The sequence below is a fragment of the Sphingobacterium sp. UBA7855 genome, assembly GCA_002500745.1.
Lineage (GTDB): Bacteria > Bacteroidota > Bacteroidia > Sphingobacteriales > Sphingobacteriaceae > Sphingobacterium.
In genome coordinates, this window is sequence record DLST01000010.1 from 21929 (window position 1) to 48668 (window position 26740).

General features: G+C 38.8%; 19 protein-coding genes. 16 read left to right on the forward strand and 3 right to left on the reverse strand.

Annotation, left to right across the window (positions count from 1 at the left end; genetic code table 11):
• Positions 1-185: 185 nt before the first annotated feature.
• The 13 genes from B2107_RS06520 to B2107_RS06580 all read left to right on the forward strand — a co-directional run bounded on the left by B2107_RS06520 (position 186) and on the right by B2107_RS06580 (position 20016).
• Positions 186-3248 carry a SusC/RagA family TonB-linked outer membrane protein gene (locus B2107_RS06520; protein ID WP_293954214.1) on the forward strand — a complete coding sequence of 1021 codons (3063 nt, stop codon included), beginning with the start codon at positions 186-188 and terminating at the stop codon, positions 3246-3248.
• Between the two features lie 11 nt (positions 3249-3259).
• Positions 3260-4792: a RagB/SusD family nutrient uptake outer membrane protein gene (locus tag B2107_RS06525; RefSeq protein ID WP_293954216.1), complete on the forward strand. Its 1533-nt coding sequence runs from the start codon at positions 3260-3262 to the stop codon at positions 4790-4792.
• Between the two features lie 10 nt (positions 4793-4802).
• Positions 4803-5741 (forward strand): hypothetical protein, encoded by a 939-nt coding sequence (locus B2107_RS06530; protein WP_293954218.1) that lies wholly within the window; start codon positions 4803-4805, stop codon positions 5739-5741.
• A gap of 8 nt (positions 5742-5749) precedes the next feature.
• Positions 5750-6937 carry a glycoside hydrolase family 26 protein gene (locus B2107_RS06535; RefSeq protein ID WP_293954220.1) on the forward strand — a complete coding sequence of 396 codons (1188 nt, stop codon included), beginning with the start codon at positions 5750-5752 and terminating at the stop codon, positions 6935-6937.
• Positions 6938-6943: 6 nt separating this feature from the next.
• The gene (locus tag B2107_RS06540; RefSeq protein ID WP_293954222.1) at positions 6944-8614 is read left to right on the forward strand and encodes a cellulase family glycosylhydrolase; all 1671 of its coding nucleotides are present in this window, start codon (positions 6944-6946) and stop codon (positions 8612-8614) included.
• A 22-nt stretch (positions 8615-8636) separates the two neighbouring features.
• Positions 8637-9683 (forward strand): glycoside hydrolase family 26 protein, encoded by a 1047-nt coding sequence (locus B2107_RS06545; RefSeq protein ID WP_293954223.1) that lies wholly within the window; start codon positions 8637-8639, stop codon positions 9681-9683.
• A 92-nt stretch (positions 9684-9775) separates the two neighbouring features.
• The gene (locus B2107_RS06550; RefSeq protein WP_293954225.1) at positions 9776-10978 is read left to right on the forward strand and encodes a hypothetical protein; all 1203 of its coding nucleotides are present in this window, start codon (positions 9776-9778) and stop codon (positions 10976-10978) included.
• A gap of 254 nt (positions 10979-11232) precedes the next feature.
• Entirely contained in the window at positions 11233-12729 is a 1497-nt protein-coding gene (locus B2107_RS06555) for a glycoside hydrolase family 30 protein (RefSeq protein WP_293954227.1), read from the forward strand.
• A 91-nt stretch (positions 12730-12820) separates the two neighbouring features.
• Positions 12821-13981 carry an alpha/beta hydrolase gene (locus B2107_RS06560; protein ID WP_293954228.1) on the forward strand — a complete coding sequence of 387 codons (1161 nt, stop codon included), beginning with the start codon at positions 12821-12823 and terminating at the stop codon, positions 13979-13981.
• 36 nt (positions 13982-14017) lie between these two features.
• Positions 14018-15187: a glycosidase gene (locus B2107_RS06565; RefSeq protein ID WP_293954230.1), complete on the forward strand. Its 1170-nt coding sequence runs from the start codon at positions 14018-14020 to the stop codon at positions 15185-15187.
• Positions 15188-15210: 23 nt separating this feature from the next.
• On the forward strand, positions 15211-16626 hold the full coding sequence (locus tag B2107_RS06570; RefSeq protein ID WP_293954232.1) for an MFS transporter: 1416 nt from the start codon (positions 15211-15213) through the stop codon (positions 16624-16626).
• Between the two features lie 29 nt (positions 16627-16655).
• The gene (locus tag B2107_RS06575) at positions 16656-17825 is read left to right on the forward strand and encodes an AGE family epimerase/isomerase (RefSeq protein ID WP_293954234.1); all 1170 of its coding nucleotides are present in this window, start codon (positions 16656-16658) and stop codon (positions 17823-17825) included.
• 1285 nt (positions 17826-19110) lie between these two features.
• Positions 19111-20016 carry a hypothetical protein gene (locus B2107_RS06580; protein ID WP_293954236.1) on the forward strand — a complete coding sequence of 302 codons (906 nt, stop codon included), beginning with the start codon at positions 19111-19113 and terminating at the stop codon, positions 20014-20016.
• A 206-nt stretch (positions 20017-20222) separates the two neighbouring features.
• Here B2107_RS06580 and B2107_RS06585 read toward each other — a convergent pair whose 3' ends face one another.
• Positions 20223-21035, reverse strand: coding sequence for a hypothetical protein (locus B2107_RS06585; protein WP_293954238.1), 813 nt, complete (start codon positions 21033-21035; stop codon positions 20223-20225).
• Between the two features lie 80 nt (positions 21036-21115).
• Between B2107_RS06585 and B2107_RS06590 the strand changes: the two genes are divergently transcribed.
• Positions 21116-22165, forward strand: a complete 1050-nt coding sequence (locus tag B2107_RS06590) for a hypothetical protein (RefSeq protein WP_293954240.1) — start codon at positions 21116-21118, stop codon at positions 22163-22165.
• Here B2107_RS06590 and B2107_RS06595 read toward each other — a convergent pair.
• The gene (locus tag B2107_RS06595) at positions 22160-23212 is read right to left on the reverse strand and encodes a helix-turn-helix domain-containing protein (protein ID WP_293954242.1); all 1053 of its coding nucleotides are present in this window, start codon (positions 23210-23212) and stop codon (positions 22160-22162) included. The two genes, B2107_RS06590 and B2107_RS06595, sit on opposite strands and share 6 nt — an antisense overlap.
• A gap of 97 nt (positions 23213-23309) precedes the next feature.
• Here B2107_RS06595 and B2107_RS06600 point away from each other — a divergent pair, with 97 nt between their 5' ends.
• The gene (locus B2107_RS06600) at positions 23310-23909 is read left to right on the forward strand and encodes a hypothetical protein (protein WP_293954244.1); all 600 of its coding nucleotides are present in this window, start codon (positions 23310-23312) and stop codon (positions 23907-23909) included.
• 40 nt (positions 23910-23949) lie between these two features.
• Here B2107_RS06600 and B2107_RS06605 read toward each other — a convergent pair whose 3' ends face one another.
• Entirely contained in the window at positions 23950-24867 is a 918-nt protein-coding gene (locus B2107_RS06605; RefSeq protein WP_293954246.1) for a DUF4238 domain-containing protein, read from the reverse strand.
• Positions 24868-25272: 405 nt separating this feature from the next.
• Between B2107_RS06605 and B2107_RS06610 the strand changes: the two genes are divergently transcribed.
• Positions 25273-26466 carry a DUF5623 domain-containing protein gene (locus B2107_RS06610; protein ID WP_293954248.1) on the forward strand — a complete coding sequence of 398 codons (1194 nt, stop codon included), beginning with the start codon at positions 25273-25275 and terminating at the stop codon, positions 26464-26466.
• Positions 26467-26740 lie beyond the last annotated feature (274 nt).

Here is a 26740-nt window from a genome sequence, read left to right on the forward strand (position 1 = left end):
GTCAGATGAGGTATATTCTAATTTGAGTATAACATTTGGTTAAAATAGTATTGATCTTTAAGTGGGGTATTGGAATATATTTGTCTAATACTTGAGGCTAACCAATTAAGAAAGGGATATACAGTACGTATGCTTAATAGAAGTTACCCATAGTAAGCAATTTATAAATCTAAATGTTATATATTATGAGAAGAAGTTTATTGACGACTTATACTCTTTTTTGCAGTGCGCTATTTGCCGTTCAATTAAGTGTTGCTCAGAGTCGATTAGTTTCCGGAACCGTTCGGAACAATCAGGGTCAGCCTTTAGCTGGAGTAACAGTAAAATTTGGAAATCAGGCAGTCACCACAAATGAAAAAGGGAATTATCAGATTTCTGTGCCAGGCGGAACAGGAGTTTTGACCTTCACTTCGCTCGGACTCAAGACCGAAAACGTCCAATTAAATAATCAAACAGTTGTAAATGCAGTTTTGGCAACCGCCACAGTCGATCTCGAGGATGTGGTTGTTATCGGTTACGGCGGAGTTAAAAAAAGTGATCTTACAGGCGCAGTGGCCACACTCAAAGGTGGGGACCTAAACAAGACTCCGGCTTCATCAGTGGATCAATTATTGCAAGGAAAGATCCCTGGAGTCCAAGTAGCAATTTCAAGCGGTAAGCCTGGAGCTGGTGCTACAGTACGTATCCGTGGTAATAGCTCTCTCAATGGATCCAATGCGCCACTTGTTGTTGTTGATGGATTTCCCTGGGGTGATGCAGGAGATCTAAAACAGATAAATCCTGAAGATATTGAATCCATCGAAGTACTTAAGGACGCCTCATCAGCAGCAATATATGGTTCGCGTGGAGCCAATGGAGTTATTATGGTTACCACCAAAAAGGCAAGAGCCGGTAAACCAAGAATATCTTTAAACACTTTAAATTCTATTTCGACACTAGCTGTCAAACCTGATCTTTGGCGTGATGGCATCGAAGAAGCTGTTTATGCAAATGAGGCGGCATTAAATGGGGGGACTCCTTTAAGTCAATTACCTTATCTAGGCGAAGTTAGGAGTGGGGTTTACTTTCCGTCTATAGCTGAATTGCGCGGGTTGGACCCCAATAAACCACAGTGGACCACCAATACCGACTGGGCAGATTTAGTCTATCGAAACCCTTTTTCCCAAAACTATACGCTTGGTGTAGATGGAGGTTCAGATAATACAAAATACTCCATGTCCGGTAATTATTATAAGGAAGAGGGACTCGCGATAAAAAATGCGTATGACAAATATACCGGCAGATTGAATTTAGACCAGAAATTAACTGAGGCTATCTCCGCTGGTACAAATGTGATATTGACACATACGAACAATCAAGGGCAAAATTTGAGTGCCGGCCGTACGCGTATATTCCCTGTTTATGACAAAAATGGAAACTATTTTCGTACATCAGCTACGGATTTTGGTAATCCGATAGCGATCGCTAATGAAGTGCTCAACAAGTCAAAGACTATAGACGTCTTGGCTACAGTATTTGCTAATATAAAATTTACTGATTGGCTTCAGTTTAGGACACAGTTAAGTACTAAGTTTGGTAATTCTGTTGGTGATATCTACGAGCCAGCCACGGTGACATTTCGAGGTTATGAAAATACAGGTTATGGCTCTATTAGCAACTATAACAATAATGAGCTAGTCAATGAAAACTATCTCACCATCAACAAGACATTTAACGATATACATCGCTTCAATATTGTAGGAGGTTTCTCTTTACAGACATCAACAACCAGAACGAGTAATTTGATAGGGATGAATTTTGTCAACGATAACCTTCAAAATGAAAATCTCAACAGTGCAAAGACAAAGACACTCAGTAATGGACTCTCTTCATCTACATTGAATTCTTGGTTTGGACGGGTAAATTATGCTTTAGCAGATAAGTATCTTTTTACCCTGACCGGTCGCGCAGATGGCTCTACTAAATTTGGGGACAATAATAAGTGGGCGTTTTTCCCGTCAGCAGCATTCGCCTGGAAATTAAGTGAAGAAGAATTCATTAAACACCTGGGCGCATTTTCCGAGCTGAAATTTAGAGCAAGTTATGGATTGACAGGTAATCAGGGGATATCTCCTTATCAGACCATGGACCGCTATGGCTCTGAGCGCTATTTTGTAGGATCACAAAATGGTTTTATGACGGGCTTTGGTCCGGGCTTAGCCGGAGCCAATAATGAGCAGGGGCTTACTGTCGTTGGTGGCTTAGGGAACAAAAGCCTAAAGTGGGAGACGACAACATCTTTCGATATTGGTTTGGATATCGGGTTTATGAACCAGCGCTTTATCCTGACGGCAGATTATTACGACAAGCAGACGAAAGATTTACTTCGTACGCGTACAATTTCACCATCCTCAGGCTTTGATCAACAATGGGTAAACGATGGTGAAATAAGTAACCGTGGTTTCGAATTGGGACTCAATGCTAAAGTAATTCAAACCGACGGTTTACAGTGGTCTGTTGGTGGCAATTTCGCTCTCAACCGTAACAAAGTGGTTAGAATGGGCGAGAGTGACCGTGTTGTCACAGGATCATTGATTGAAATGGTACGTCAGAATGTCAACCATTTTATCGTTGGCCAACCAATGTATACGTTCTATGGTTATCGTGCAAATGGAATAATTCAAACATTGGAGGAAGGGATAGGTGCCGGACTTACCGGGCGGGAGGCATTACCAGGTGAGATTAAATACGTCGATATCAGCGGCCCTAAGGGCGAGTCTGATGGAACCATAGATCCTACATATGACCGTACAATAATTGGCGACCCTACACCTAAATTCATTTATAGCTTTAATACCAGTGCATCGTACAAGCGTTTCGACCTGAGCGCACAGTTTTACGGCGTATATGGCAATGATATTTTCGACCTTCAAAAGATGACACCGAGCAGGCAAGTGCAGCGCTGGACGCCTGATAACCCAAGTCATTTATACCCTAGAGCCAATAATACGCGTGGTTATAAAGCATCGGATTTTTTCGTTGAAGACGGTTCCTTTCTTAGGCTGCAGAATGTTACCATTGGCTATAATTTTAAGCCGGGCCTGATTGCTGGCATCAGCACATTAAGGTTGTTTGCCTCCGGCAATAACTTACTGACTTTTACCAAATTTAACAGGGGCTTTGATCCCGAGATGGGATTGGATGGAATCAACTGGGGTAATTACCCACGACCTCGAACTTATTCCCTTGGATTATCCGTTGGATTTTAAATTAAACAGACATGAAAATCAATAAACTTTTTATACCTATTTGTCTTTCAGGACTAATCAGCAGCACTTTTATTTCCTGTTCTAAATTAACAGAAGAGCCTTATGGAATAGTCAACTCAAAGTCTTTTTACAAGACGGGACAAGATGCGCTTTCAGGCTTGATTTATGCCTACGCTATTTTACCCGAAGTCGGATACTATACTAGAGGGTTTTATATTATCACTGAATTGCCGACCGAAAACCTGACTGCAAAAGCAGATGCAGGGCAGTCAAATTTTGAACTGGATCAATTACGGACTACCTCGACAAATTCAGATCTTGATAATCTATGGACATATCTTTATCGTGGTATTTCACGGGCCAATGCTGTTATCGCCAATGTTCCTAACGTACCGAATATGGCCGAAGCTGACCGCAATCAAATTATCGGCGAGGCCTATTTTTTGCGTGCACTCCACAATTTTAACTTGGTACGCCTATTTGGTGAAGTTCCACTGCGCTTAGAACCTCTTGTTGAGGCTGAGCAGATCCCCGTAGCCAAGTCAAGTATCCAGCAGGTATATGATGTTATCATCGCTGATCTAAAAAAAGGCGAACAATTAATGTCAAGTTCTAAAAATTTTGAGGGAAGGGCAAATCGGTGTGCTGCCCAGTCATTACTAGCAAAGGTATACCTCCATATGGCATCTTCAAAAGCTTCAGCCTCGCCAGGGTACGAATTCGTGGCAGATGCCACAAAGCTTTACCTCGAAGCGAGTACATATGCCGCAAAAGTGATCAACGATCAGCAAATTTTTAATTTTACAAGTGTTTTACCTGATATCTGGAATACCGAGATTTATAAAAAAGCGGCCGTCTCAGAGCATATCTTTGATGCCGCTGTAGACCGCTCAGGTGAACGCGAGGGTAATTATTCCAAACTACCGAACATGTTTTTGCCTGATCCCGGTTTTGCTATGCGTATTCCATATAATCCAAGCGATCCGGGGACTGCAATGATCAATATTGGTAAAGGGTGGAACCACTTTCAGATGGAGGCTGCGCACTACAACAGCTACAATTCCAGTGATAAGAGAAAAACAGATCTTATTGTTTCAGAAGTTGTCAATCCCGATGGAAAAACCATTAAACTTGGTATCGCCGATTTCTCGAGGCCTTTTACCCGAAAGTATATTGATCCACTCCGGGATGCGGATAAAATGAGTACCAATTCGCCAGTGATACGTTATTCAGATATCCTCCTGGTTTATGCGGAGTCTGCAGGGCCTACAGCTGAGGGATATGCTGCGGTGAATAAAATCCGTAGCCGGGCAGGCCTAGGTCCGCTTACAGCCAATCTTTCGGTCGCTGCATTTCGTGAGGCGGTGGTTGAAGAACGTGCGCTTGAGCTTGCATTTGAGGGGAATAGGCTATTTGATTTACGGCGTAATCATCTGATGGAAAAAGTTTTGGTGGAAAAATATGGTAAATCCATCACTTCGGGAGCATATTTTTTTCCAATTCCACAGCGTGAAATTGATACAAACCCATTATTGAAACCATAACTATTTTATTATGAATCTGAAAACATATAAAGCTGGTTTTGCAGCATATTTGATATTGGTTTTTACAGTCTTTGGTTGTAAAAAGGATCCCTATAAGGGAGTCGAGAGCAATGAGAAATCCATTGAAAACTTTTCCATGGGGACAGGCTTTACGCAGATAGGAGCAGCAGTTGTAGACAGGGCCGCTGGGACAGTGAAAGTAAAAGTATTGGTGGAGGACAATACTGACTTTTCCAAAGTGAAACCTGTGATCCAACAATCTTATCGCGCTACTGTTTCGCCTGCCTCTGGTTCTGAAGTCAATTTTCTTGCCGGCAACTATAAGTATAATTATACCGTGACAGCAGAGACAGGTGAATCTCGAGAATGGGAGGTCATCGTCGAGCCTTTTACCGAAACGATCCTCGGTACCTACGATATTACCGGACTTGTACTTTATGGTGGTACAGGGCCTGAATATGGTGGTAGCGCGGTTTTATCCTTAACGAGTAAACCATGGATATGGCCTGTATCTGATGGTCCTCAAGTGGAATTGGATAATAGCATAACCTTTAAACTGACAGGAGTAACACCGACAGGTAAAACTACGGGTACATTTGTAAATGATGCCGGCGCTGACGGAAAATATGCCAATTTCATTTATACACCAGACCCCAAAACAGATGTCAATAAATTTTATCGTAAAATACCGAAGGGTGAAGGGAAATGGGAGCGGGACTACACAACCGATATCTTGACGCTAATTGCCGCAGATGGAAGCAGCGTAAATTGTAGTTTTCTTGGTCCTGGTACCGAGGATCTTGGCAATAAACAGGCTAAAACAATTGTTAACAATGCTTTTGCTTTTTCATTGAACGGTAATGACGACTGGTCTGCAATCTATACAGACTATGATAAGTTTGTGAAAAAGCCCAGAAGATATTGGGTGGAAGTGAAAAAGCGTAATTGATCCAAATCATGAAGAAGTTATTTATCTATGCCGTGTCCATCTTAATAGGTGGAACGGCATGTACCAAGGCTGATCCGGCCACAGATCAAAAGCCCGGAGAAAAACCCTCACAAATCGAACTCCGATTATTTGACAAGCAGGCGACGGCAGAAACTAAAGCGCTCTACTCCCAATTATGGAAGATAAAAGACAAAGGCTTTATGTTTGGCCATCATGATGATCTGATCTACGGCAGAGAATGGAAGGAAGTTGCCGGTAGATCTGACGTTTACGAAATTGTAGGCGACTACCCCGCAGTTTTTAGTGTTGATTTTGCTGAATTGATGGATGACCGCCGTACCAGAGCGACTTTAAACGAGGCCCGTAAAAAGGCTATCCTTGAAGCGCGTTCCCGGGGTGAAGTTATTACCGCTATGTGCCACCTAAACAATCCCTTGACGGGCGGGGATTCATGGGACAATTCATCAAAAACAGTTGTTAAAGAAATTTTGACCGATGGAAGTGCAACAAATTTAAAATTTAAAAGTTGGTTGGATAATCTCGCCACGTTTGCACTTTCATTGAAGGATGGCAATGGCAAATTGATTCCTGTTATCTTTAGACCTTTTCATGAACATACCCAAAGCTGGTCCTGGTGGGGAAGTTCTTGTACGACTAGTGAAGAGTTTATAGCGCTTTGGAAGTTTACGTTATCTTATTTGACAGTAGCGAAAGGGGTACATAATTTTATTTTTGCGATATCGCCACAACGGGACAATAATGGACGGAAAGAAGATCTGCTATTCCGCTGGCCGGGGGATGAATTAGTCGATTTTATAGGTATGGACTGTTATCATGGTACAAATACCCAAGCGTTTCTTTCCAATTTAAACGCGTTGCAAGAGCTTTCTTTAGAAAAGAAAAAGCCTGCTGGTGTTACCGAAACAGGAATTGAAGGGATCAGAAATGGTAATGTACCCTATGTCAGTTATTGGACCGAGCAGATCCTCACTCCACTCGTTGGTAAAAAAATCAGTATGGTCGTTATGTGGCGAAATGAATACGATCCATTAAAGCAAGGGATACATTTCTATGGACCATGGAAAGGGCATCCCTCAGCCGATGATTTCAAAACGCTATTTAGGAGCAGTATAAGTTTATTTTCAAAGGACCTCCCCAATATGTATTTATTGGCCGATGGTGTAACCGTTAATTAATCAGGTATGCGCTTTTTAATTGGAATAATCTTTTTTTTCATATTTCCAGTAACTACATTTTCCCAGATTATTTCTGTCGATTTTAAGGAGTCAGCAGCACTTCAAGGAAGACGGATGGATTTCGTTATAAAACTTAAATCGACCTGGACAAACCCTTATTTGCAGGAAGACATTAAGCTTGACATGGAGATATATACAGCATCAGGTGAGGTACTGCTTCAGCCGTGCTTTTATGTAAAGGGGCAATCTGGGGATATTTCAGAATGGAATGCCCGGTTCTCACCCAGACAGCATGGCGATTATCATTTTAAGTTCGTATTGAGCAAAAATGGAAAAATAGTCGCCACATCTAGGAAATTCGATGCGCGGGTGCGGGAAACGGCAGAAAAAGGATTTCTAAGTGTTAAAAATAACTGGTCCTTACAATTTGATAACGGTACATCCTTTCGTGGGATAGCCGAAAACATCTGTTGGGAATCAAGGCGTAAAGACGATTCAAAATATTATGCAGCACTGCACCAAAATGCTTCCGTTTATAATTATGACCGTATGCTTGCCGAATTTGCTGAAAATGGCGGCAATTTCTTTAGGATCTGGATCTGTTCGTGGAATTTGCCCATAGATTTCCAGGACGGATTCAACAATGACCGCTACCAGTCAGATCCAGCTCATTTTAACCCCAGCGCAGTACGCCGGCTCGATCATCTCGTCGATCTTGCCGATTCACTCGATTTATATGTTATGCTTACCTTGGGAATGGGTAATTTCAGATCCGATAATATCGGAGGAGTAAAGACGACGGACGAGTTTTTTGCAGCCGAAGAGGCTAAAACGCTTTATAAAAATCGTTTGCGCTACATTGTGTCACGCTGGGGGTATTCACCGCATATTGCTATGTGGGAGTTTCTGAATGAAGTAGATAATATTCAGTTTAATGGTCGGGAAACGCCGATTGCTTCTAAAGCTATTGTAGAGTGGCATACTGAAATGGCTACTTATTTAAAAGAGATAGATCCATATAAACACATTGTTACTACCAGCATATCCCATAGAGATATCCCGGGGCTCAATGATATCGAGGCAATAGATATCAATCAAAAACACATTTACAAACATACTGATCTGATACCCTCAGAAATCAATGCATACTCCACAAAACATAAAAAGCCTTATGTCATCGGCGAGTTTGGCTATGAATGGGATTGGCAGCAAAATTTTGATGATTTTGCATATGAGATGGAAATAGATTTCAAACGGGGGCTCTGGTATGGGCTTTTCTCATCAACACCGATCCTACCGATGAGCTGGTGGTGGGAATACTTTCAGAATAGGGATATGCTACCTTATTATCGTGGGGTACGGCAGTTGAGCGACCGTATGTTGCTGAATGGAAAAGGAGAATTCAAGCCATTGGCATTAAAAGCCGGTAGGCTTGAAGCCTATGGCGTAAAATGTGGCGAGGAACTCTATATCTATCTTTACAATCCCACGAATGAGGTTTTTAGTAGTAGCGTGGAGATTTTGGACATCATCGGAAACAAAAAGGAGATCCAATCATTTGACCCGCTTACATTAAAATATCAGGCAGAAGAGCTGAAAGATCATCAGGATGGAAAAATAGTATTGAAAGATCTTTTTGTGGGATCTAAAAAAGAGAAGCTTTATATCATTAAGTAAGGACAGTAACAAATCAACTATTATGGAAAAAAATATATTCAAGTCACTAGCGCTACTATGTAGTTCATTAATCGTGATCACCGGGATCGGCTGTAAAACATTGACTAGCCAATCGCTGGCGGCAAATACGCAGGTCAATGATTCTGTTTCGTGGTCGGCTAAAAAAGAAAAGAAAAAGATAATGGATTACCTATCCCAGATTAAGGGAAAGCGTATTATTGGTGGTATACACAATCGCGAACCCAATAGTGAGCCTGCCCGCTGGACCAATGCCATAAACAAATTAGTAGGTAGATATCCGAAGCTGTGGAGCGGTGATTTTTTATTTCAGCAGGAAAATATTGATCACAGGAGCACTATGATTGATGAGGCTATCAGCCAATTCCATCAGGGTGCAATTGTTAATATCATGTGGCACGCCTGCAACCCTGTCAATGGACAACCTTGTGGCTGGGATGACGGACGTGGCGTTTTGAGTCATTTGACAGACAGTCAGTGGGAAAACCTTTTTATAGAAGGGACCTTAGAGCATGGTAAATTAGTCTCGATGATGGAAGAAATTGCAGTTTATCTAAAGCGATTGAAAGACAACAAGGTCATCGCTCTGTTCAGGCCCTTTCATGAGATGAATCAGGGGAAATTTTGGTGGGGGGGACGCCCGGGAGAAAAAGGCACCGCTAGACTCTACCGGTATGTACATGACTTTATGGTTAAGAAAAAAGAGCTCGATAATCTAATTTGGGTTTGGAATGTTCAAGATTTTCAAAGCCTGGATACTGACGTCGAGCTGTATAATCCCGGAAGATCCTATTGGGATATTGTTTCGCTTGATGTGTACGATGATCACACGGGGTTTAGTAATGAAAAGTATGATGCGATCGTTCGTGTAGCAGCAGGAAGGCCAATGGCGATCGGAGAGTGCCAGGTATTACCGTCACTTGAGGTACTTAAAGACCAGCCCAATTGGGTGTTTTTTATGGGCTGGTCAGAATTGGTCTTTGAAAAGAACAGTGAGGCTGATATCAAAGCATTATACGGTTCCGATCAGGTAATTATGCTTGGTGAGTAAAATAATTACACTCTTGTATAACTATTTGTTAATAAAGTATTAGCCAGCAATATCGTTAGCTCACTATCTTAGAATAACCAAAATTAACAATTATGAGATCTTTATGTAAATTATGGTGCATCTGCTTGATCATATTGTCATACAGCTGCCAAAAAAAAGCTTTTGATCAGGCTGCAGAATCTCTGCCCAAGCAGAAAAAGATGGCTTTGAACAGTAATGGCGTTGTTCCGACCTCAATCACTGATGCCGTGACTATTTCGGGCAATAAATTTTATGTTGCTTCAAAGCAGATTTTTTTCAATGGTATCAACACGGCCTGGCAAAAGCAAAGCGATTATACTTTAGACTTTTTAGGTAGAAATTTTGATTACACCTGGTGGAGCAATGAGTTTCAGCGTTACAAGGATAATAAAATTAACCTTGCTAGAATCTGGGTGCATGGGTCTGGGAGCCATAGTCCGTCTTTAAACGGTGACGGTCTTGTCACAGGTGCCAGTAGTCAATTCTGGACAGATATGGACCAACTCGTTCAGATCGCTAAATCAAAGGGAGTGTATCTACTGGTGACATTTTGGTCATTTGATATGGTAAAGAATACCAGCAGCAAGTATAATCAATTTAGGCAGATCATCAATGACGTCAACAAAACCCAGTGGTATACCGAATATTTCCTTGTCCCCTTTCTGCAGCGTTATGAAAATGAACCCACCATTATGGGCTATGATATCTGCAATGAGCCAGAGCATATGTGGCGTGATGCAAACTGTGGCAATTTAAATAAGAACAATGTCGTGCGTTTCATTGCATGGTGCGCGGCAAAGACAAACCAATTTTCTACCAAGCCGGTGACGGTAGGTTCAATGTGGATTATTTTTAACAGCGATAGGTACACATCATGGGATACCTATGGGGGCAATAATTATAGCAATGCAAAATTGCAGGCGCAGTACAACAATTCCAACGCCTATTTAGATTTTTATTCACCCCATTGGTACCAGTGGCAATCCTCCGGGGCGCCATTTACCACGACCATCGGGTATTGGTTAGATAATGGTGATAAACCCGTCTTGATCGGAGAAACACCAGGTTATGATGTCAACAGCTCATCCTATAATAATACCGGTAATTGGAATATTACTCTAGCCAATTATTACAAACAAAGCTATTGGAACGGGTACGCAGGCGTATGTGCATGGAAAAATCCATGGGAAAATGATAACTACGGTAATTTCAATGCCATTAAGGTGGCTACAAATGATTTTTATGTCAATTATCCGAATCTAGTTTATCCCTAACAGTGTTGTATTCTAGTGATTGGTAATTGGTGTTAGAGGAGCAGTTTACTGCTCCTTTTTTACTAGTTGGCCAATTTGGAGATAAAATAGTATACGCCGTAAGTGATGTTTAAGTGTTGTTTTGATGATTTTTAGTTCGAATTGAATTACCTACTGCTAAAATAGTATTAGTCGAGGTAAGCTTTACCAAGTAAATTTGCTGTAAAGATGTTAAAAGATAACCAATTGTAATATTCAGACTAGGCTCACAAATTATGATTATTCGACGACCAAATCCAAAATTATTATACGCCTTATTATTTGCGATCCTATCTGTTTTTCAATTGAAGGCGCAAGAACACAAATTAAACCAGTGGGTGACCCAAGATCAGCCTCTTTCGCAGCTTTCCGCGGGGCCGCCGGCAGTATTCGAGCCGACATCACGGGGGCGTCAACTACCTATTGTTATTGACGAAAGACAGACATTCCAGACTATTGATGGATTTGGGTTTGCGCTGACGGGAGGTAGTGCCCAACTGATACATCAGATGGTACCGGATAAAAGGTCTAAGCTTCTACACGAACTTTTCAGTGCCGGAGATGGAATCGCCATTAGTGCTATCCGTTTAAGTATTGGTGCATCCGATCTAAATAGCTTTGTTTATACCTATAATGATCTCAGTGGTGGTCAGGCAGATCCGGATCTTTTGAATTTTAGCCTGGGGCATGATTACGAACATGTCATTCCTGTACTCAAAGAAATTTTGGCCATCAACCCCAAAATTCAGATTATGGCTTCGCCCTGGACTGCTCCTGTGTGGATGAAAGTGGGACAGCAGTTTCAAGGCGGCTCATTAAAGACGGACTGCTATCCTGTATATGCCCGTTATCTTTTACGTTACGTACAGGAAATGGAAAAAAATGGGATCCCCATTCATATGATCACTGTTCAAAATGAACCACTCAATTCGAGGAATACTCCCAGTATGCCATTTTCTGTATCGCAGATGCGCAATTTTCTAAGAGACCACTTACTGCCCGTCTTTAACAAATTGAAGCCGGATACAAAAATTATTCTTTTTGATCATAATTGTGATCGGCCAGATTATCCATTGACCCTGTTGAATGACCCTGCTATTGGTCCATATGTAGATGGATCCGGTTTCCACCACTATGGAGGTGACATTGGTACGATGTCATTGGTGCATCAAGCCAGACCTGACAAAAATATCTATTTTACAGAACAGATGGTCATTCAATCTAGCCAGAGTAAAATCAGCAACCTTGCCTACCAGACCGAACGCCTTGTTATCGGAACCATGCGCAACTGGAGCCGGAATATGATATTGTGGAATTTGGCCGCAGATCCCAATAATGATCCCCATACAGATAATGGTGGATATGCCATATGTCAGGGCGCACTTACCATTGATGGAGATCAGGTATCAAGAAATGTGGCCTATTACGTTGTTGCACATATTTCAAAATTCGTTCCGCCGGGATCGGTACGTGTTTCCTCCAATGCTCCTTATGATCAAGGCGTTGACATTACCACGGACGAGGAAAACGCGGATATCAAACGCGTTACTACAGTACGGAATAGTGGAGTATTGCCCAATGTTGCGTTTCTTACTCCCAAAAAAGAGATTGTCCTGATTGTTGCAAACAGTTCATTCTATGATCGGGAGGTAAAAGTTCAGTATAAGGGTAAATTCAGCATGATCAAGTTAGCTGCTGGAGCAGTAGGCACCTATTGCTGGAAATCAGAATAAAAAATTATGAAACCACCATGAATATTCAAACCACACAGTGGGAAGAATAAATCTGGCGGCCTCATTACCATTGAAAATAAATGATATACAGATGAAAAAACTAATTTTATTGGGCACAGCGTTGTTAGGTCTCTATTTGCCTGTTAAAGCACAGCAGGACGGATCCTCATTTAGCACAGCCGGATGGTGGCAGGCATCGACAGGCAAATTTTCACCTGCGATTGATTCCAGTGGACGGGTTACCTTCCGTGTGAAGGCTCCCCAAGCCAGCAAAGTGCAGGTCGAGATTGGCGACTGGAACATTATGAGATTGGCGATGGAACAGGATACAAGCGGTGTTTGGACGGCATCTACGAGCTCCCTATTGCCAGGTATTTATCAGTATGTATTTGTGGTAGATGGAAAACGTTCTATAGATTTAGCCAATCCTAAAGTCAAATACGGCACAGAAGTGTATGGCAGTGTATTGGAAATTATAGCACGTCAGCCTGCCGTTGATCAGTTAAGAGCCGTCAACCACGGAGAACTCCGCATCTTAACCTATACCGCTAGCAAATTAAACAAGCAGCGCAACCTTTATGTCTATGTGCCACCCCAAGCTGTCCAGTCAACTAAACCCCTGCCAGTTTTATATCTCAGGCACGGTGGGGGAGATGATGAGGGGAGTTGGTTTCGTGATGGGCGTGTTGCGTATATCATGGATAATTTGATTGCCGAAAAAAAAATAAAACCCATGTTGGTGGTTATGACCAATGGTCTAACGGATGGATCCTGGGCCGGGGGTAGTTCAGTTGAAGGGATGGATCTTCTTGAAGATGAGTTGCTAAACGACGTGAAGCCGCTTGTCGAGCAACGATTTAATGTGGGTAAGGATAAGTCATCTCGGGCCATAGCTGGTTTATCTATGGGAGGAGGCCAGGCTTTCGTGATCGGTATGCGAAATAAAGATACTTTCCAATATATAGGTCAATTTAGCTCGGGACTTTTGAGTGATCCAGCATTTGATTTTGATCGCTATATCCCCAATATGTCAGCTTTAAAATCTTCTTCCAATAGTCAAGCTGTCTATATCTGGTCCAGCTGTGGTACCAAAGATCCTCGGTACAACGGACATTTAGCTTTTCTCCAGAAGTTGAAAAGCTATGGGGTTGATTATGTCTATGACCAGGCAGATGCTGGCCATGAATGGTCATTCTGGAGGGGACAATTGGAAAAATTTGTCCAACAGATCTTTAAAGAGCACAAGAAATAGAAAATATACAAGAGAAACAAAACTATACTTATAGAGATGAATTTAATATTTGAAAATCGTAGACAAGCTATCGAACAAGCACATCAAGAACTAATTTCTCGAAAAAATACGCCATTATTGCCAGGAAATGGGATATACGAGCGGTATACCTATCCAGTTCTGACTGCTGATCATACACCACTTCATTGGCGTTATGATTTTGATGAGCAGAGAAATCCCTTTCTGATGGAGCGTTTCGGCATCAATGGGACATTCAATGCTGGGGCAATCAAGTGGCAGGACAAATATATTATGGTTGTGCGCGTAGAGGGTAATGATCGCAAGTCATTTTTTGCTATTGCCGAAAGTGAAAATGGCATAGACGGTTTCCATTTTTGGGATTATCCGATAGATATTCCCGAGACCGAAATTCCAGATACCAATATCTATGATATGCGTCTCACGCTACACGAGGACGGATGGATCTATGGTATTTTCTGTACCGAACGCAAAGATCCCGCAGCTCCTGCTGGTGATCTATCTTCGGCAGTTGCAGCTGCCGGCATTGTACGTACCCGCGACTTGGTCACATGGGAACGCTTGCCAGATTTACAATCCAGCAGTCAGCAGCGCAATGTGGTCCTCCACCCCGAGTTTGTCGATGGTAAGTATGCACTTTACACACGTCCACAGGATAGTTTTATTGATGCAGGCAAAGGTGGTGGAATAGGTTGGGGGCTGGTAGACAGTATGAAAAATGCGGTTGTTTCCGAAGAGAAAATTATAAATCACCGGCACTATCATACCATTAAAGAGCTTAAGAATGGGCAAGGGCCAGCGCCCATTAAAACCGAGCGTGGCTGGCTACACCTGGCACATGGCGTACGGATGTGTGCTGCAGGCCTCAGGTATGTACTCTATCTTTTTGTAACAGATCTGGCACATCCCGACCAAATAATTGCTGAACCCGCGGGACATTTTATGGCACCCAAGGGTATAGAAAGAGTAGGAGATGTCTCCAACGTACTCTTTTCAAATGGCTGGATCGCAGACCCCGATGGTACCGTTTATATCTATTATGCTTCGAGCGATACACGGATGCATGTCGCCTTATCATCGATAGACAGATTGCTTGATTATTGTTTTAATACAGCCCAGGATGGATTTCGGTCAGCAGCATCAGTCAAGGTCGTACATACGATCGCTTCAAAAAATCTGAATAGTTAGATTTGTATCCAGAATACCTACTTATGAGAATTGAAAATGAAAAAATCTCGTTGAGAGAGAAAATCGGATATGGCCTGGGAGATGCAGCGTCGTCCATGTTCTGGAAGCTGTTTGGTATGTACTTGATGTTTTTTTATACCGATATTTTTGGTATGGAGGCGAAAGCTGTTGGTACTATGTTTTTGATCACCAGAGTTTGGGACTCGCTTTTCGATCCCATTATAGGTGTACTTGCAGACCGTACACGGAGCCGCTGGGGCAAGTTCAGACCATTTATCCTTTACGTTGCCATACCCTTTGGTTTGATCGGTGCAGCAACATTTTATACGCCTGATTTTTCGCATACCGGAAAAATTATCTATGCCTATCTGACTTATTCCTTGATGATGATGGTGTATTCGGCAATCAACGTACCATACGCATCATTATTGGGTGTAATGAGTCCCTTTCCCAAAGTGCGTAATGTACTGGCTACCTTTCGGATGACATTCGCCTATATTGGGAGTTTTGTTACCCTGCTTTTATTCAATCCATTAATAGATTTTTTCAGTAAGGCGGCAGCAGATCTTACGTCACTTCAGCATGGTTGGTTTATGGCTGCTCTCGTTATTGCTGCATTTTCAACGATACTTTTTTTGTTATGTTTTTATTGGACAAAGGAAAGGGTTGTAGAGGTGACGGCGCATCACTCGACATTAAAGCAAGATATCGGAGACTTGCTAAAAAATGGTCCTTGGTGGATACTGCTGGGAGCCGGGGTGTCGGCGCTTGTTTTTAATTCCATTCGGGATGGAGCAACGCTGTACTACTTCAAGTATTATGTTGAGGAGCATCAAATCGACCGCATCATGATCTTTGAGGTACCATTTATATTAAGTGGACTTTATTTGGCCCTTGGGCAAGCTGCTAATATATTAGGTGTTGTATTAGCAGCTCCAGTAAGTAATTGTATCGGAAAAAAAAGCACCTATATGATTGCCATGCTTATTGCTACGGTGGGAAGTATTGCCTTTTACTGGTTGGGCAAAGAAGATCTAATTCTTATATTTTTTCTTCAGGTACTCATCAGTATTTGCGCCGGGAGCGTATTTCCCTTGCTTTGGTCGATGTATGCCGACTGTGCAGATTATTCCGAACTACGTACAGGTAATAGGGCAACAGGTTTGATCTTTAGTTCTTCATCGATGAGTCAGAAGCTCGGCTGGGCATTTGGGACGGCTCTGACAGGTTGGCTATTGGCCTATTATGGTTTTCAGGCCAATCAGCAGCAAAGTGAAGAAGCACTTCATGGTATTCGGATGTTCTTGAGTTTTTTCCCTGCAATCGGTACTGTATTATCCGTGTTGTTCATAAGTTTTTACCCTTTGAGCGAAAAACGGATGGATCTGATCCTTAATGATCTAAAGAATAAAAGAGAGGCTGATCTTGAAAAAAAATAAGATGAAGCAACACATTTAGCTTGAATTAAATGAATCGTTTTAGAGAAACACTTGAAAACAACATACTTCCATTTTGGAGTGAAAAAATGGTCGATCTGGAATTTGGCGGGTTTTACGGAAAGATGGATGGGCATAATCATTTGGTGCCCTATTCTAGCAAAGGAGCTGTTATGCATGCCAGGATCCTCTGGACGTTCTCTGCTGCCTACCGCCAATTTAACGATATATCCTATTTACGAATGGCCGAACGGGCTTACCAATACTTACGCGATAATTTTATCGATAAAGAATATGGCGGAGTTTATTGGGAGCTTGATTATCAGGGCAAGCCCCTAAATACAAAAAAACAGACCTATGCACAGGGCTTTGCACTGTACGGCTTCTCGGAGTTTTACAGGGCTACAGGAACATCCGAAGCTTTGGAGTTATCAATAGATCTTTTTAAGTTGATCGAGCATACTTATGATGATGAGTATGGCGGATACTTGGAAGCATTTTCGCGCGACTGGTCACCGATAGCCGATATGCGGCTGAGTGAAAAAGACGAGAATCAGGTCAAAACCATGAATACCCATTTGCATATTCTTGAGCCCTATACCAATCTGCTACAGGTGTGGCCAGATGATCAATTAATTTCAGCCCAAAAGGGTCTGGTCGATCTTTTCGTCAGCAAAATCTATGATTCGCGTACAGGGCATCTCAATCTTTTTTTTGATCGGGAGTGGCACTCAACAACTGATACCATATCATATGGTCATGATATTGAAGCAGCATGGCTTTTGTGGGAAGCTACTATCGTATTGAATATTCCCGCACTCTCCCAATCCATCAAAGATATTGTGATCAGCATTGGTCTCGCCGCTGTGGAGGGCATCCTTCCTGACGGAAGTATGGCTTACGAATTTAAAAATGGTCATTTAGATGACGAAAGACATTGGTGGGTACAGGCCGAGGCAGTAGTTGGTTATAGCTATCTGTCCAAAATTGTACCTGATTCCAAGTTTTTAGATTTAGCAGAAAATGCCTGGAACTTTATTCAGACAAAACTTATTGATGTTCAATTTGGAGAATGGTACTGGAGTGTATTGCCCGATGGACAAATAAATCGTAACGATGATAAGGCAGGTTTCTGGAAATGCCCTTATCATAACGGCCGGATGTGTTTAGAAATGTTTAGGTTTAATGACTACGTCTACTAAAATTATGAAATAAATTTTTAGCTATCGGATATTTATTTTAAATTAATCTTTGCACTTGTGGCTAGAATGTATGTCAATTCAGTGATTGGGAAAAAGAAGCTTTATAAGTTATTTTTCTTTCTAAACTGCATTGTTCTCGATTCTATTACCAACTATCTAATATCAAAGGGCGATTACAAAAGAGAATATAATAGCATCATAGTTACTCTAAAAGAATGTTACTGACGTAGCGTTTAAATATAATTTTGATGATCAATATTAAATATTGTAATGTCAATTCAAGTATTTGTATGCCGAATCCTTAAGGAGATATCGAACTCAGGAAAAATGGTAGGAGAGTGGCTACAAACCTTATTTTTTGCGTCATCGATAACCAAAGACTAAATATTTTTATTAAAATTTTCGAACTCTAAATGAACGTGCTTTAATAGATTGGTTCATAGTTTTTTATGGGTATAAAAAAAGGAGACACTTTCTGTTAAGTGTCTCCTTAAGTGGGGTCACGAGAGCTCAATAGAACCTTTAGTACCTTTATTACAGTTTATTAAGAAGATAAAAATAGGCAAATAGAATTATATAGGATTTACTATATAATTCTATTTGCCTGTTTTTGTTTATCTAAATTTTAATGTAATGAAAAATGTAATTTTGTTGTTTGTTATCAATATAGTTGTGGTCATCGGTTTCTTTGCTGCGCTAAGTATGAAAACTCCGTGGGTTGGCTTTGCTATTGCTTTCAGTGTATGGTTTATATACTTGTGGAAAAGTACAAATACATGAGATTAAAATTCAAATGCGATTACTATTTCGCTATTTTTCCTTTTTATGATTTGATTTCTTCCCTTAAAAATATTTAAGAAGTATTACAATACAAATATTAGCATTTAAAAAAGTGAAAATATCCTCGACCAAATTTGTCTTATAATTCTCATAGTATTCCACCTAATTGAAGTCTTGAAGTTTTCTTTTTTGATAATATTGAATTAATTCAGTTATATCGTATGGCAACTTATCAAATAAATAAGTGAGAAAATAATTAAATTCAGTTTGCTTGTATAGTCTTCTGTGAGATTGAAAATAAATTTTGCTTAATTTGGTTACTGCTTAATAAACGGATTATTATATGTCGATTTATCAGAATAACGATTGTTTCGGGAGAAATATTGTTAAGTCATATGCGGTTACGCAGGAAGTTGAGGCGTCCTTTAAATTTATTGAGTCGGGTATTTTAAACCTACAGGCTCAAAAGTTTGCTGTATTAAATAACCATGTAACATTACAGTTATTGGCAGCAGGATTTGAACGTTTATTAAAAATCCTCCTTCTATTGAAAGAAAAAGAATTGAATGGTGACTTCCCAGAGCTTGAATTGGCAAAAAAACAATTTAATAAATACAACGGTGGTCATGGAATTGGAAAGATGTTAGATGAACTATTGGAATATTCCGAAGGTGTAGAGGAAATGAAGAATATTCCTATGATCGAAGAGGATATAAGGTTTCTTAAAGAAGATGAAAAATTTACAATCCTAATAGATATTTTAACGGAGTTTGCAATATCTCAAAGATATTTCTATATCGATACTATCGTACTTAACAAGGAAAATACCGCATCGAATCCATTTGAGAAATTCACCTCATTCGTCTATAGTTTCAACAAAAATATTGATACCGATAATTTATCTTATGAAGAAGAAGATAAGCTAGCTATAAAGAATTCCATAATATGTATCGAAATGGGAGTTAGAGCTATCAGTAGGTTTTTTACACATGGCTTAGGAGATTTGGGAAGGCAATATTATGGAGATTTTTCAAGCTTTATCCTGCTCAAAGAAAAAGATTTGGGTTCATTGGACTATACAAAGAGCCGAGTAGCCCCTCATCAACTTTATGTGCCCATGTCAAAATATTCGTTAAAGTTTCTTGGTTTAAAAATGGATTCAAAATCTAAGTTAATTGTTTCATCAGAATATGAAGACTGGCCATTTTCAGTTGGCTCTATAAAAGTTTACTTTACGGGCAGCCGATACTATTTTGCTGAAATCGGTAATAAAATTTTTGCTTTGACGGGAGCTACCAGTAGAGATTATGAAATTCCGACATATTTTAAAAGTAAAAAGTTAAAGCCAAAAGGGTACGCGTTATTTCTATTGGAAGAGGCAAAGAAACTAAATCCAAAAGAACCCCTTTGATGCTATTGGTTCAGATTGGTATATTCAGGAATATAGACATTTAGAAATCTTAGCCATTATTATACAAAGATTTTTTTTGCAATGCTTTAATATAACGAGCTTTTATTTCTAGGTGCTTTTTTTTGAACCTGTGATGCTTTTAAAAATTCTAGAACAAATGATATAACAGATATAAGTCGTACCCGATAATCAATATATTTTCAATTTTATGAATTGCCAAATGGGACAAAAAAATAAAAAATATTAGCTTCTTCCGGCATATTATTCTTGCGACAATAACATAGATATGCCATATATGCTATTTGCGAGTATAAGTCAAGAAGTTTAATAAATGAAGAGCCCTTTAATTGAATATAACCGATTTCATAATTTATTGAATAACAAAAATTTTCTTTTTGTAAGGCGCCGTAAAATTGAAGGTTTTTAAATTTTTTACCCTCCTTAATTTTTTTATTGAATTCAATGAAATCATTTTCTAATGCTTGCACTAAACCTCCATTATGAGTGATACAGTTTCTAAATAGCCTAAGATTATGCAGTATCAATATGGTGGGTGTTTTAAGGAGCTTTTTGTTATCTATAGCCACTAATTGCTCTTGGAATTCAATGTCGAATTCGTTAATAATATTGATGCTTTTGCTACTATTTGTCCCTAATAAAGTTTTTAAAAATACACAGATGTGCTCGAAAACAGGTACACTCAATTGACAATAAATACTAGAAAGAAATTCTATCGATAATTTCGTTTTATTTGTCTCATCAATCACTATTTGGCGCCCAGAACTTCCTTTTTTTGCCCATTTTATTTCAGTATCCGACCTTCCCAGAAGTTTATTGAAAAAATCAACCTGTTCTTTTTCCGATTGAATATCGACATTGAAAGGATCTGTGAAAATATGGGGGGAATAACTCAGTTTGGTACTATCCAGCCAATTATCATTGATAGATTGAGCAGATTTTTGGATCGTTAGGACTTTAAGAAAAAATTCATTTAAAGATTGAGTCGCGTTGCTTGCCATAACATGGAAATAGGTTCTACCGTCAAAAATAACGATTTCAGTTAGAATGATTGTGTATATTAGGAAATATGACAGACCGTATGCTTTTTGACGATAAAGAGAGAGTAGAAACACGTCCTTCAAACGGAAATGAAAATACGTTCGACTATTTCAATAATAGTGGCCGTAAGGAGATAATTCCAGTTCGGGAGGTAATGGAGAACTGGTTTAGGATGTATCCCGATTCAGAGAAAGAAGAAATGAAAAAAAGAGTTAAAGCAGATTTTGGCCCCGCTTTCTATGAACTTGGAATGTATTCTTATTTTAAAAACATGGGTTATGATATTTTTATACACCCAACAGTTCCAAATTCATCTAAACGACCAGACTTTTTAGTTGTTAAAAACGATCATGACTTTTATGTGGAAATAAAAGAAATGAGAATGTTATCTGATGCTGAAAGGCTAAAAGAAAGACGTTTAAATACGCTAACAGATTCAATGAATTTGGTCGATTGTACATACTTTATGCTTTGCATTGAAAGTATCAGATTCAAATCAGGAAACCAACCAAGTGGAAAGAAAATCATTAAACACTTTGACGATTTAATCGAAACTTATGACCCAGATGTATATAGGGAAATGCTCGAAAAAGAGGGGTTTAGATTTATGCCAGAATTGAAGTATGATGATAACGACGTCTCCATTAAAGTGAAATTAATGCCGAAGGCTCCACACCTGAGAGGAAAAAGAGGTCGAGCTATTGCCAGTTATGGGGCGTATACAAAGATTGGTGGTGACGAGGAAATGATCAAAAGTGCTATTCAAACAAAAGCAACACGATATGGAGAATTGGACATGCCATTTCTTATCTGTCTAAATTATCCAAGTAACTTACTTCATAAAGAAGATATAAATATTGCATTATATGGGAATGATGGAATTTTCGGGGCAGAAAATAACCCAAGGAATACAAGGATGTCCGCTGTTCTAATCACTACATTCACGGTGTCTGGCCTTCTGAATACAAATTTGTATTACCATGAGAACCCATTTGCAAAAAATAAAATTGATTTTTTGCCATTTACAGATCTGATAAAAGGTTTGAATCTTACAGATCGATACGTTCAAGAATTTGGTTCGGAATTATAAGTCCCGAGGGTCTAAAATCTCCTGAATTTGGTCTTCCGAAAAACTATAGTTAAAGGTTTTTGGCCCATTAGGGAACTCATTGCTTCGTACAATGAGTTCAATTTTTATTTCCGACGGTCTTGAAAAAACTAAAGCAATTTGGTCATTGAAAATATCAGTTTCTACTCCTTTTTGCTTAACACGAACAGCCGTATGTGTGCCCTTTTTTGGAGTAATCTCATAAATAGAATAGGAAGCATGTTTTGTAAACTCTAGATTTAAATCTACACGTAAAAATGGAGAATACATATTGTCTAGATAAGGAGTATTGGAAAACATGCTTTTCTCACGTTTATCCTTATGATATTTCTCTTCAATGTCTTGTGTACATAGAGCCGTAACACCCCTATTATTGTAAATTTTAGCTTCAACATCCAGATCAATAGAGGAGTTAGAAAGATTTATCACATCAACTCGTAGATGCTTTATATAACCAGTATATCCTATCTCTGAGAATTTAAATCCACCAAGTGTTATTTCAAATTCTATTTCATCGCTACGATCTTTAATGCTAAAACGTTCTGTATAGATTTTTTCAAAATCATCTCGTTTTAATTCGCGCGTTGAAGTTCCTGTTCTAACGAATCCTGAACCTATTTTGTACTGATTTCCCTTTGGCTGAATATCCTTATATTCTTTCTTAAATAAATATGGTCTCTTATTATTGTTAAACAACCTAAAATAAGCCAATCGGTTGCCTTCATGTATAATCTCTCTGTACTCAAAATTGATTTCAGGTTCTATATATTGATTTAAGAATTGCTGATACGACGCCTGGTCGTGTAAATTATCAATAGATTTAAAACTCACTGCAATACCATTTTCTTCTTCAGCTCCTATGATAATAAATTTATCCTCTTTGCTGATGAGATTTGCAAATGCACACATATCTTTTAAAAATTCTCCTTTCTTAATATTCCCTTTTTCGATAGGGTACTGCTCAAGCTTAAAATCAAGCTTAGTGTTTTCGCTTTCGTTTTCAATCAGGTTAACAATGGTTTCTTTCATAGCTTTTCTATTCCTAATAAATTTACGATTTTTATGTCATTGTTAGCCCTGAACTGAAAGGTCGAAATGAGTATATTTGTTTAAAATACTCTATACTATGTTTGGTAACCAACAAAACGACAAAATTAGAATTATCAAAGCTAATACGGGCGAAATTTCAACAGAGATAAAAGCACGTGTAGATTCTAGGAATAATATAATTTATATTTATTTTCAACATCTTCCGGTAAATTGGTATGTGGAAGATGGTGATTATCTGGAAAGAGACTTGCCAGGAGATAGAATTGAGAAATTTACCATAAAAAATAACGGTTATCAACCTGCTGGAAAGATTTCTCCCGAAAGATATGAATGTATTGTTACTAAAGGAGATACTTTCGATAGAGAAGCATATTCATCTATAACTTATAATCTACACGGTGATAATTCCAGAGTATATAATAATTCAGTAGATAATTCTAGCAATATCATATCATCCGATAACGGTTCAGAAGTTTTTATTTTATTGAATAAAATAATTGATGAGCAGCTTTCTAGCAATTCAGTGTTACTAAATTTAGTTAAGGACATGGAGCAAAGTCATAAAGATAAAAGCTTTGTTAGCCTTGAAACATATCAGAAGTTTATTGCGCAAGCAGCCAATCACATGACTTTGTTCTCGCCGTTTATACCTGCTCTAACTGAAATGCTTAAATAACTTTTTTGTTATTAAAGAAATATATTAGAGTAAGAAGGTATCACTGTTTCTGTTTTTTTTCTAGGAAATCCAAATCTTTTATCGTTTTTAAAATGTCGTTTTTTTCTCCGTAAACGAAATGCTCTGCTCTTTCCAATTGAGAGATATTAAGAATTCTGACAGCTTGTTCGGAAGCAACTTTCCCATGCTCAATTCTTAATATAATATTTTGGTCTGTATCTTCTATAAAGGGGTACAAATTTATCATGTGGTATTTGTCAATTGGTAGCGATATCCTACAAGAGGGAGAATATAGCGGTTCCGAGGTGTAAACGGGACGGTCACTTGAGATTAAGCCTATGGGGCTATTGTATTTAACGACCATAATATGATAGGAAAATTTCAACTTTACTAGCCCTCTTAATCTTGATATACATTCGATATTGGAAATTTGTCTGTTTTCATTTCTATTTTTGGTTTTAGCTTCATCTATGCTTTTCTCAGACCAATCGTATGCTAGTTTTCCGTCTTCTGTATATAATTTTTTTTCAGTACCTAATTGTTCATGGGAATTGAATACATAATCAATAGTTCTATCCGTCAAACTATTTAATGCTTGAGCTATTTTAGGAGTTCTTAATTCTTGGGAGATTATATGGCGAAGAATTTTATTCTTGATTTCTGGTGTTATTTCTTCTGTCTTTTCATCAGTTAGCAAATTGTAAATACTGTTGTAATGGCTTTCAATATTATTTGCATAATATTTTTCCAACCACCTTTTATCTATTTCAGAAGGTGAGTGGTCGAATGTGTAAAATTCATTGATTTTACAAATATTTTTGATGTTGACCCTCGGTATATTAATGCCTTTTTGCTTTTTATAAAAGACATCCACGAAATAATCCTTTTTCTTGATTGATGTTGAAAAGTTCTTTAAATAAACTCTGGGTACTATATGTTGGCCAATAGGTTCAGTCATGGTAATTATTATTTTGGATGGTTAAGACAGTGTCTTTTATTTAATAAAATTAATGCTTTCTTTCCAATTAAATGTACTATTAATTCTTTATTTTCTGACTACATGAAAAGGGGTAAGGTGCTCCGCTTAGGAATAGCATGGTCTGAATGTCTATAGTCTCGAATATATATATGCAAAACAAATTATGATGAATCTTTGAATTAATTATTTTCTGATAAAATTACTTACCCTATTTGAATTTTAATTGATTTTTTTGATCTTTGAGTAGAGCTTTTAGCGGAAGCTTGCCACTTGTCTTAAGCTAAGCTGTTTCGGCACCGCCTCATCAATCTGATTCGTAACCCAATTTCTCGTTACGGAGAACGGTAGACAGGTGACGTTTTTCTTCGAGAGTTTGGAGGAACGATGACTCAAAAAACAAAAGAGGGCGAAGTAGAAAAAATTAAACGTAACGCCAAGAAAATCAAAAAGCAGATGGGTATACCTCATCACCAAGCGCTGGATATGTCCGCTATTGAGCAGGGCTATTCCAATTTTCGAAATTTATTAAATAGTTTTCAGCCGAAAGAGAAGGACAAAAGAAATAGAATGGAAGTAATAAATTCTTTACCACGTCCTTTAACATTTCCTTACAAAACGTTGGGTAGTCCAAATGGTGCAAGAAGACCCAATGCTAAAGTACCTGTTAAAACTCATCAGGAATTAGGAAGGGTTTTGAAGGAACTGTATAGTTCACTCGAATTTAATAAAAAAGGACATAAAGCTGTTTCAATTATTAAATCTACTCTCGATGATTGGATACAATTAGAATACACTAGTAAAACAGAATTGAAGGATGAGTTGTATTTTACAATCTATTATGGAGATACCGACTACCCCTCTGATCCATGGCCAACAGATAAGAGAAAAATGGAATTGGAAAAGTTGGTCGAGGTCTGTAGAAAACTGCTGAAAAATTCATATCCTAGTTGTTCGCCGATACATTCCCTCAATAAAAGATTGGATCAAGTTTTAAAAGCAATACATAATTGGCCTTTGAACAAAAAGGTCAAGGGGCTGAAAGAAGTGAAAGGCCAAATTGCTAAGGGTACTTTGATCTATCTTAAAAAGAACCAAAAAAAACCAGCGATCCTTCTCTCACATGATACCGTAAATAATCTTATTTATTGCTATGAAGATGCCGGACCTGCTGTTTTAGCTAGGGAGGAAATAACGGTTGCAAGGGATCAATCAAAGATTAAAAAATTTCATCCTATGCGATTGTCATTACCATATGGAAAATGGTTTTGTGAGAATGGAGCGGAAGTGTTGTTCAATAGGGATTACATTCCAATTTGGATGAAAGATAAAAACGGTAAGGTTCATCAGATTGATCCTGATACAAATGTAGTGAATGTAGATAATCCTGTATTCTATTTTAATGATGGATCTACACCATGGGGAGGAAATCAATCTACTTTTGTGAAATGTAAGAACATCTTGCTTAGTTGGAATGTGTCAGATAGAACGTCTTTACTATTGAAGGCTTTAGGCGATTCAGTAATAAAGGGTAATGCAAATAATCTTAAATTTAGAAAAAGGACCAATATCTTTCCATAAGCAAAGCCTGTCAGTTGGCTGTAATTTGCCAGCTGACAGTTCTTTTAGGGATATGCTAATTTAGAAAATAATGTGAATTTTCACCATATCCTTTCGAATTGAGGAGTAGGCTTCTTCCATTTTTTTATTCAACTATTGTCCTGTTGGAGATTTTGAAACCATTGACCATCCTGATTTAAAAAAAGATGACCATTCAATTCGGATAATTTTGACCATTTGAATAATACGCCTAGGAGTTACAAATTCATTTTTACTTAGTTTGTATGGTTTAACT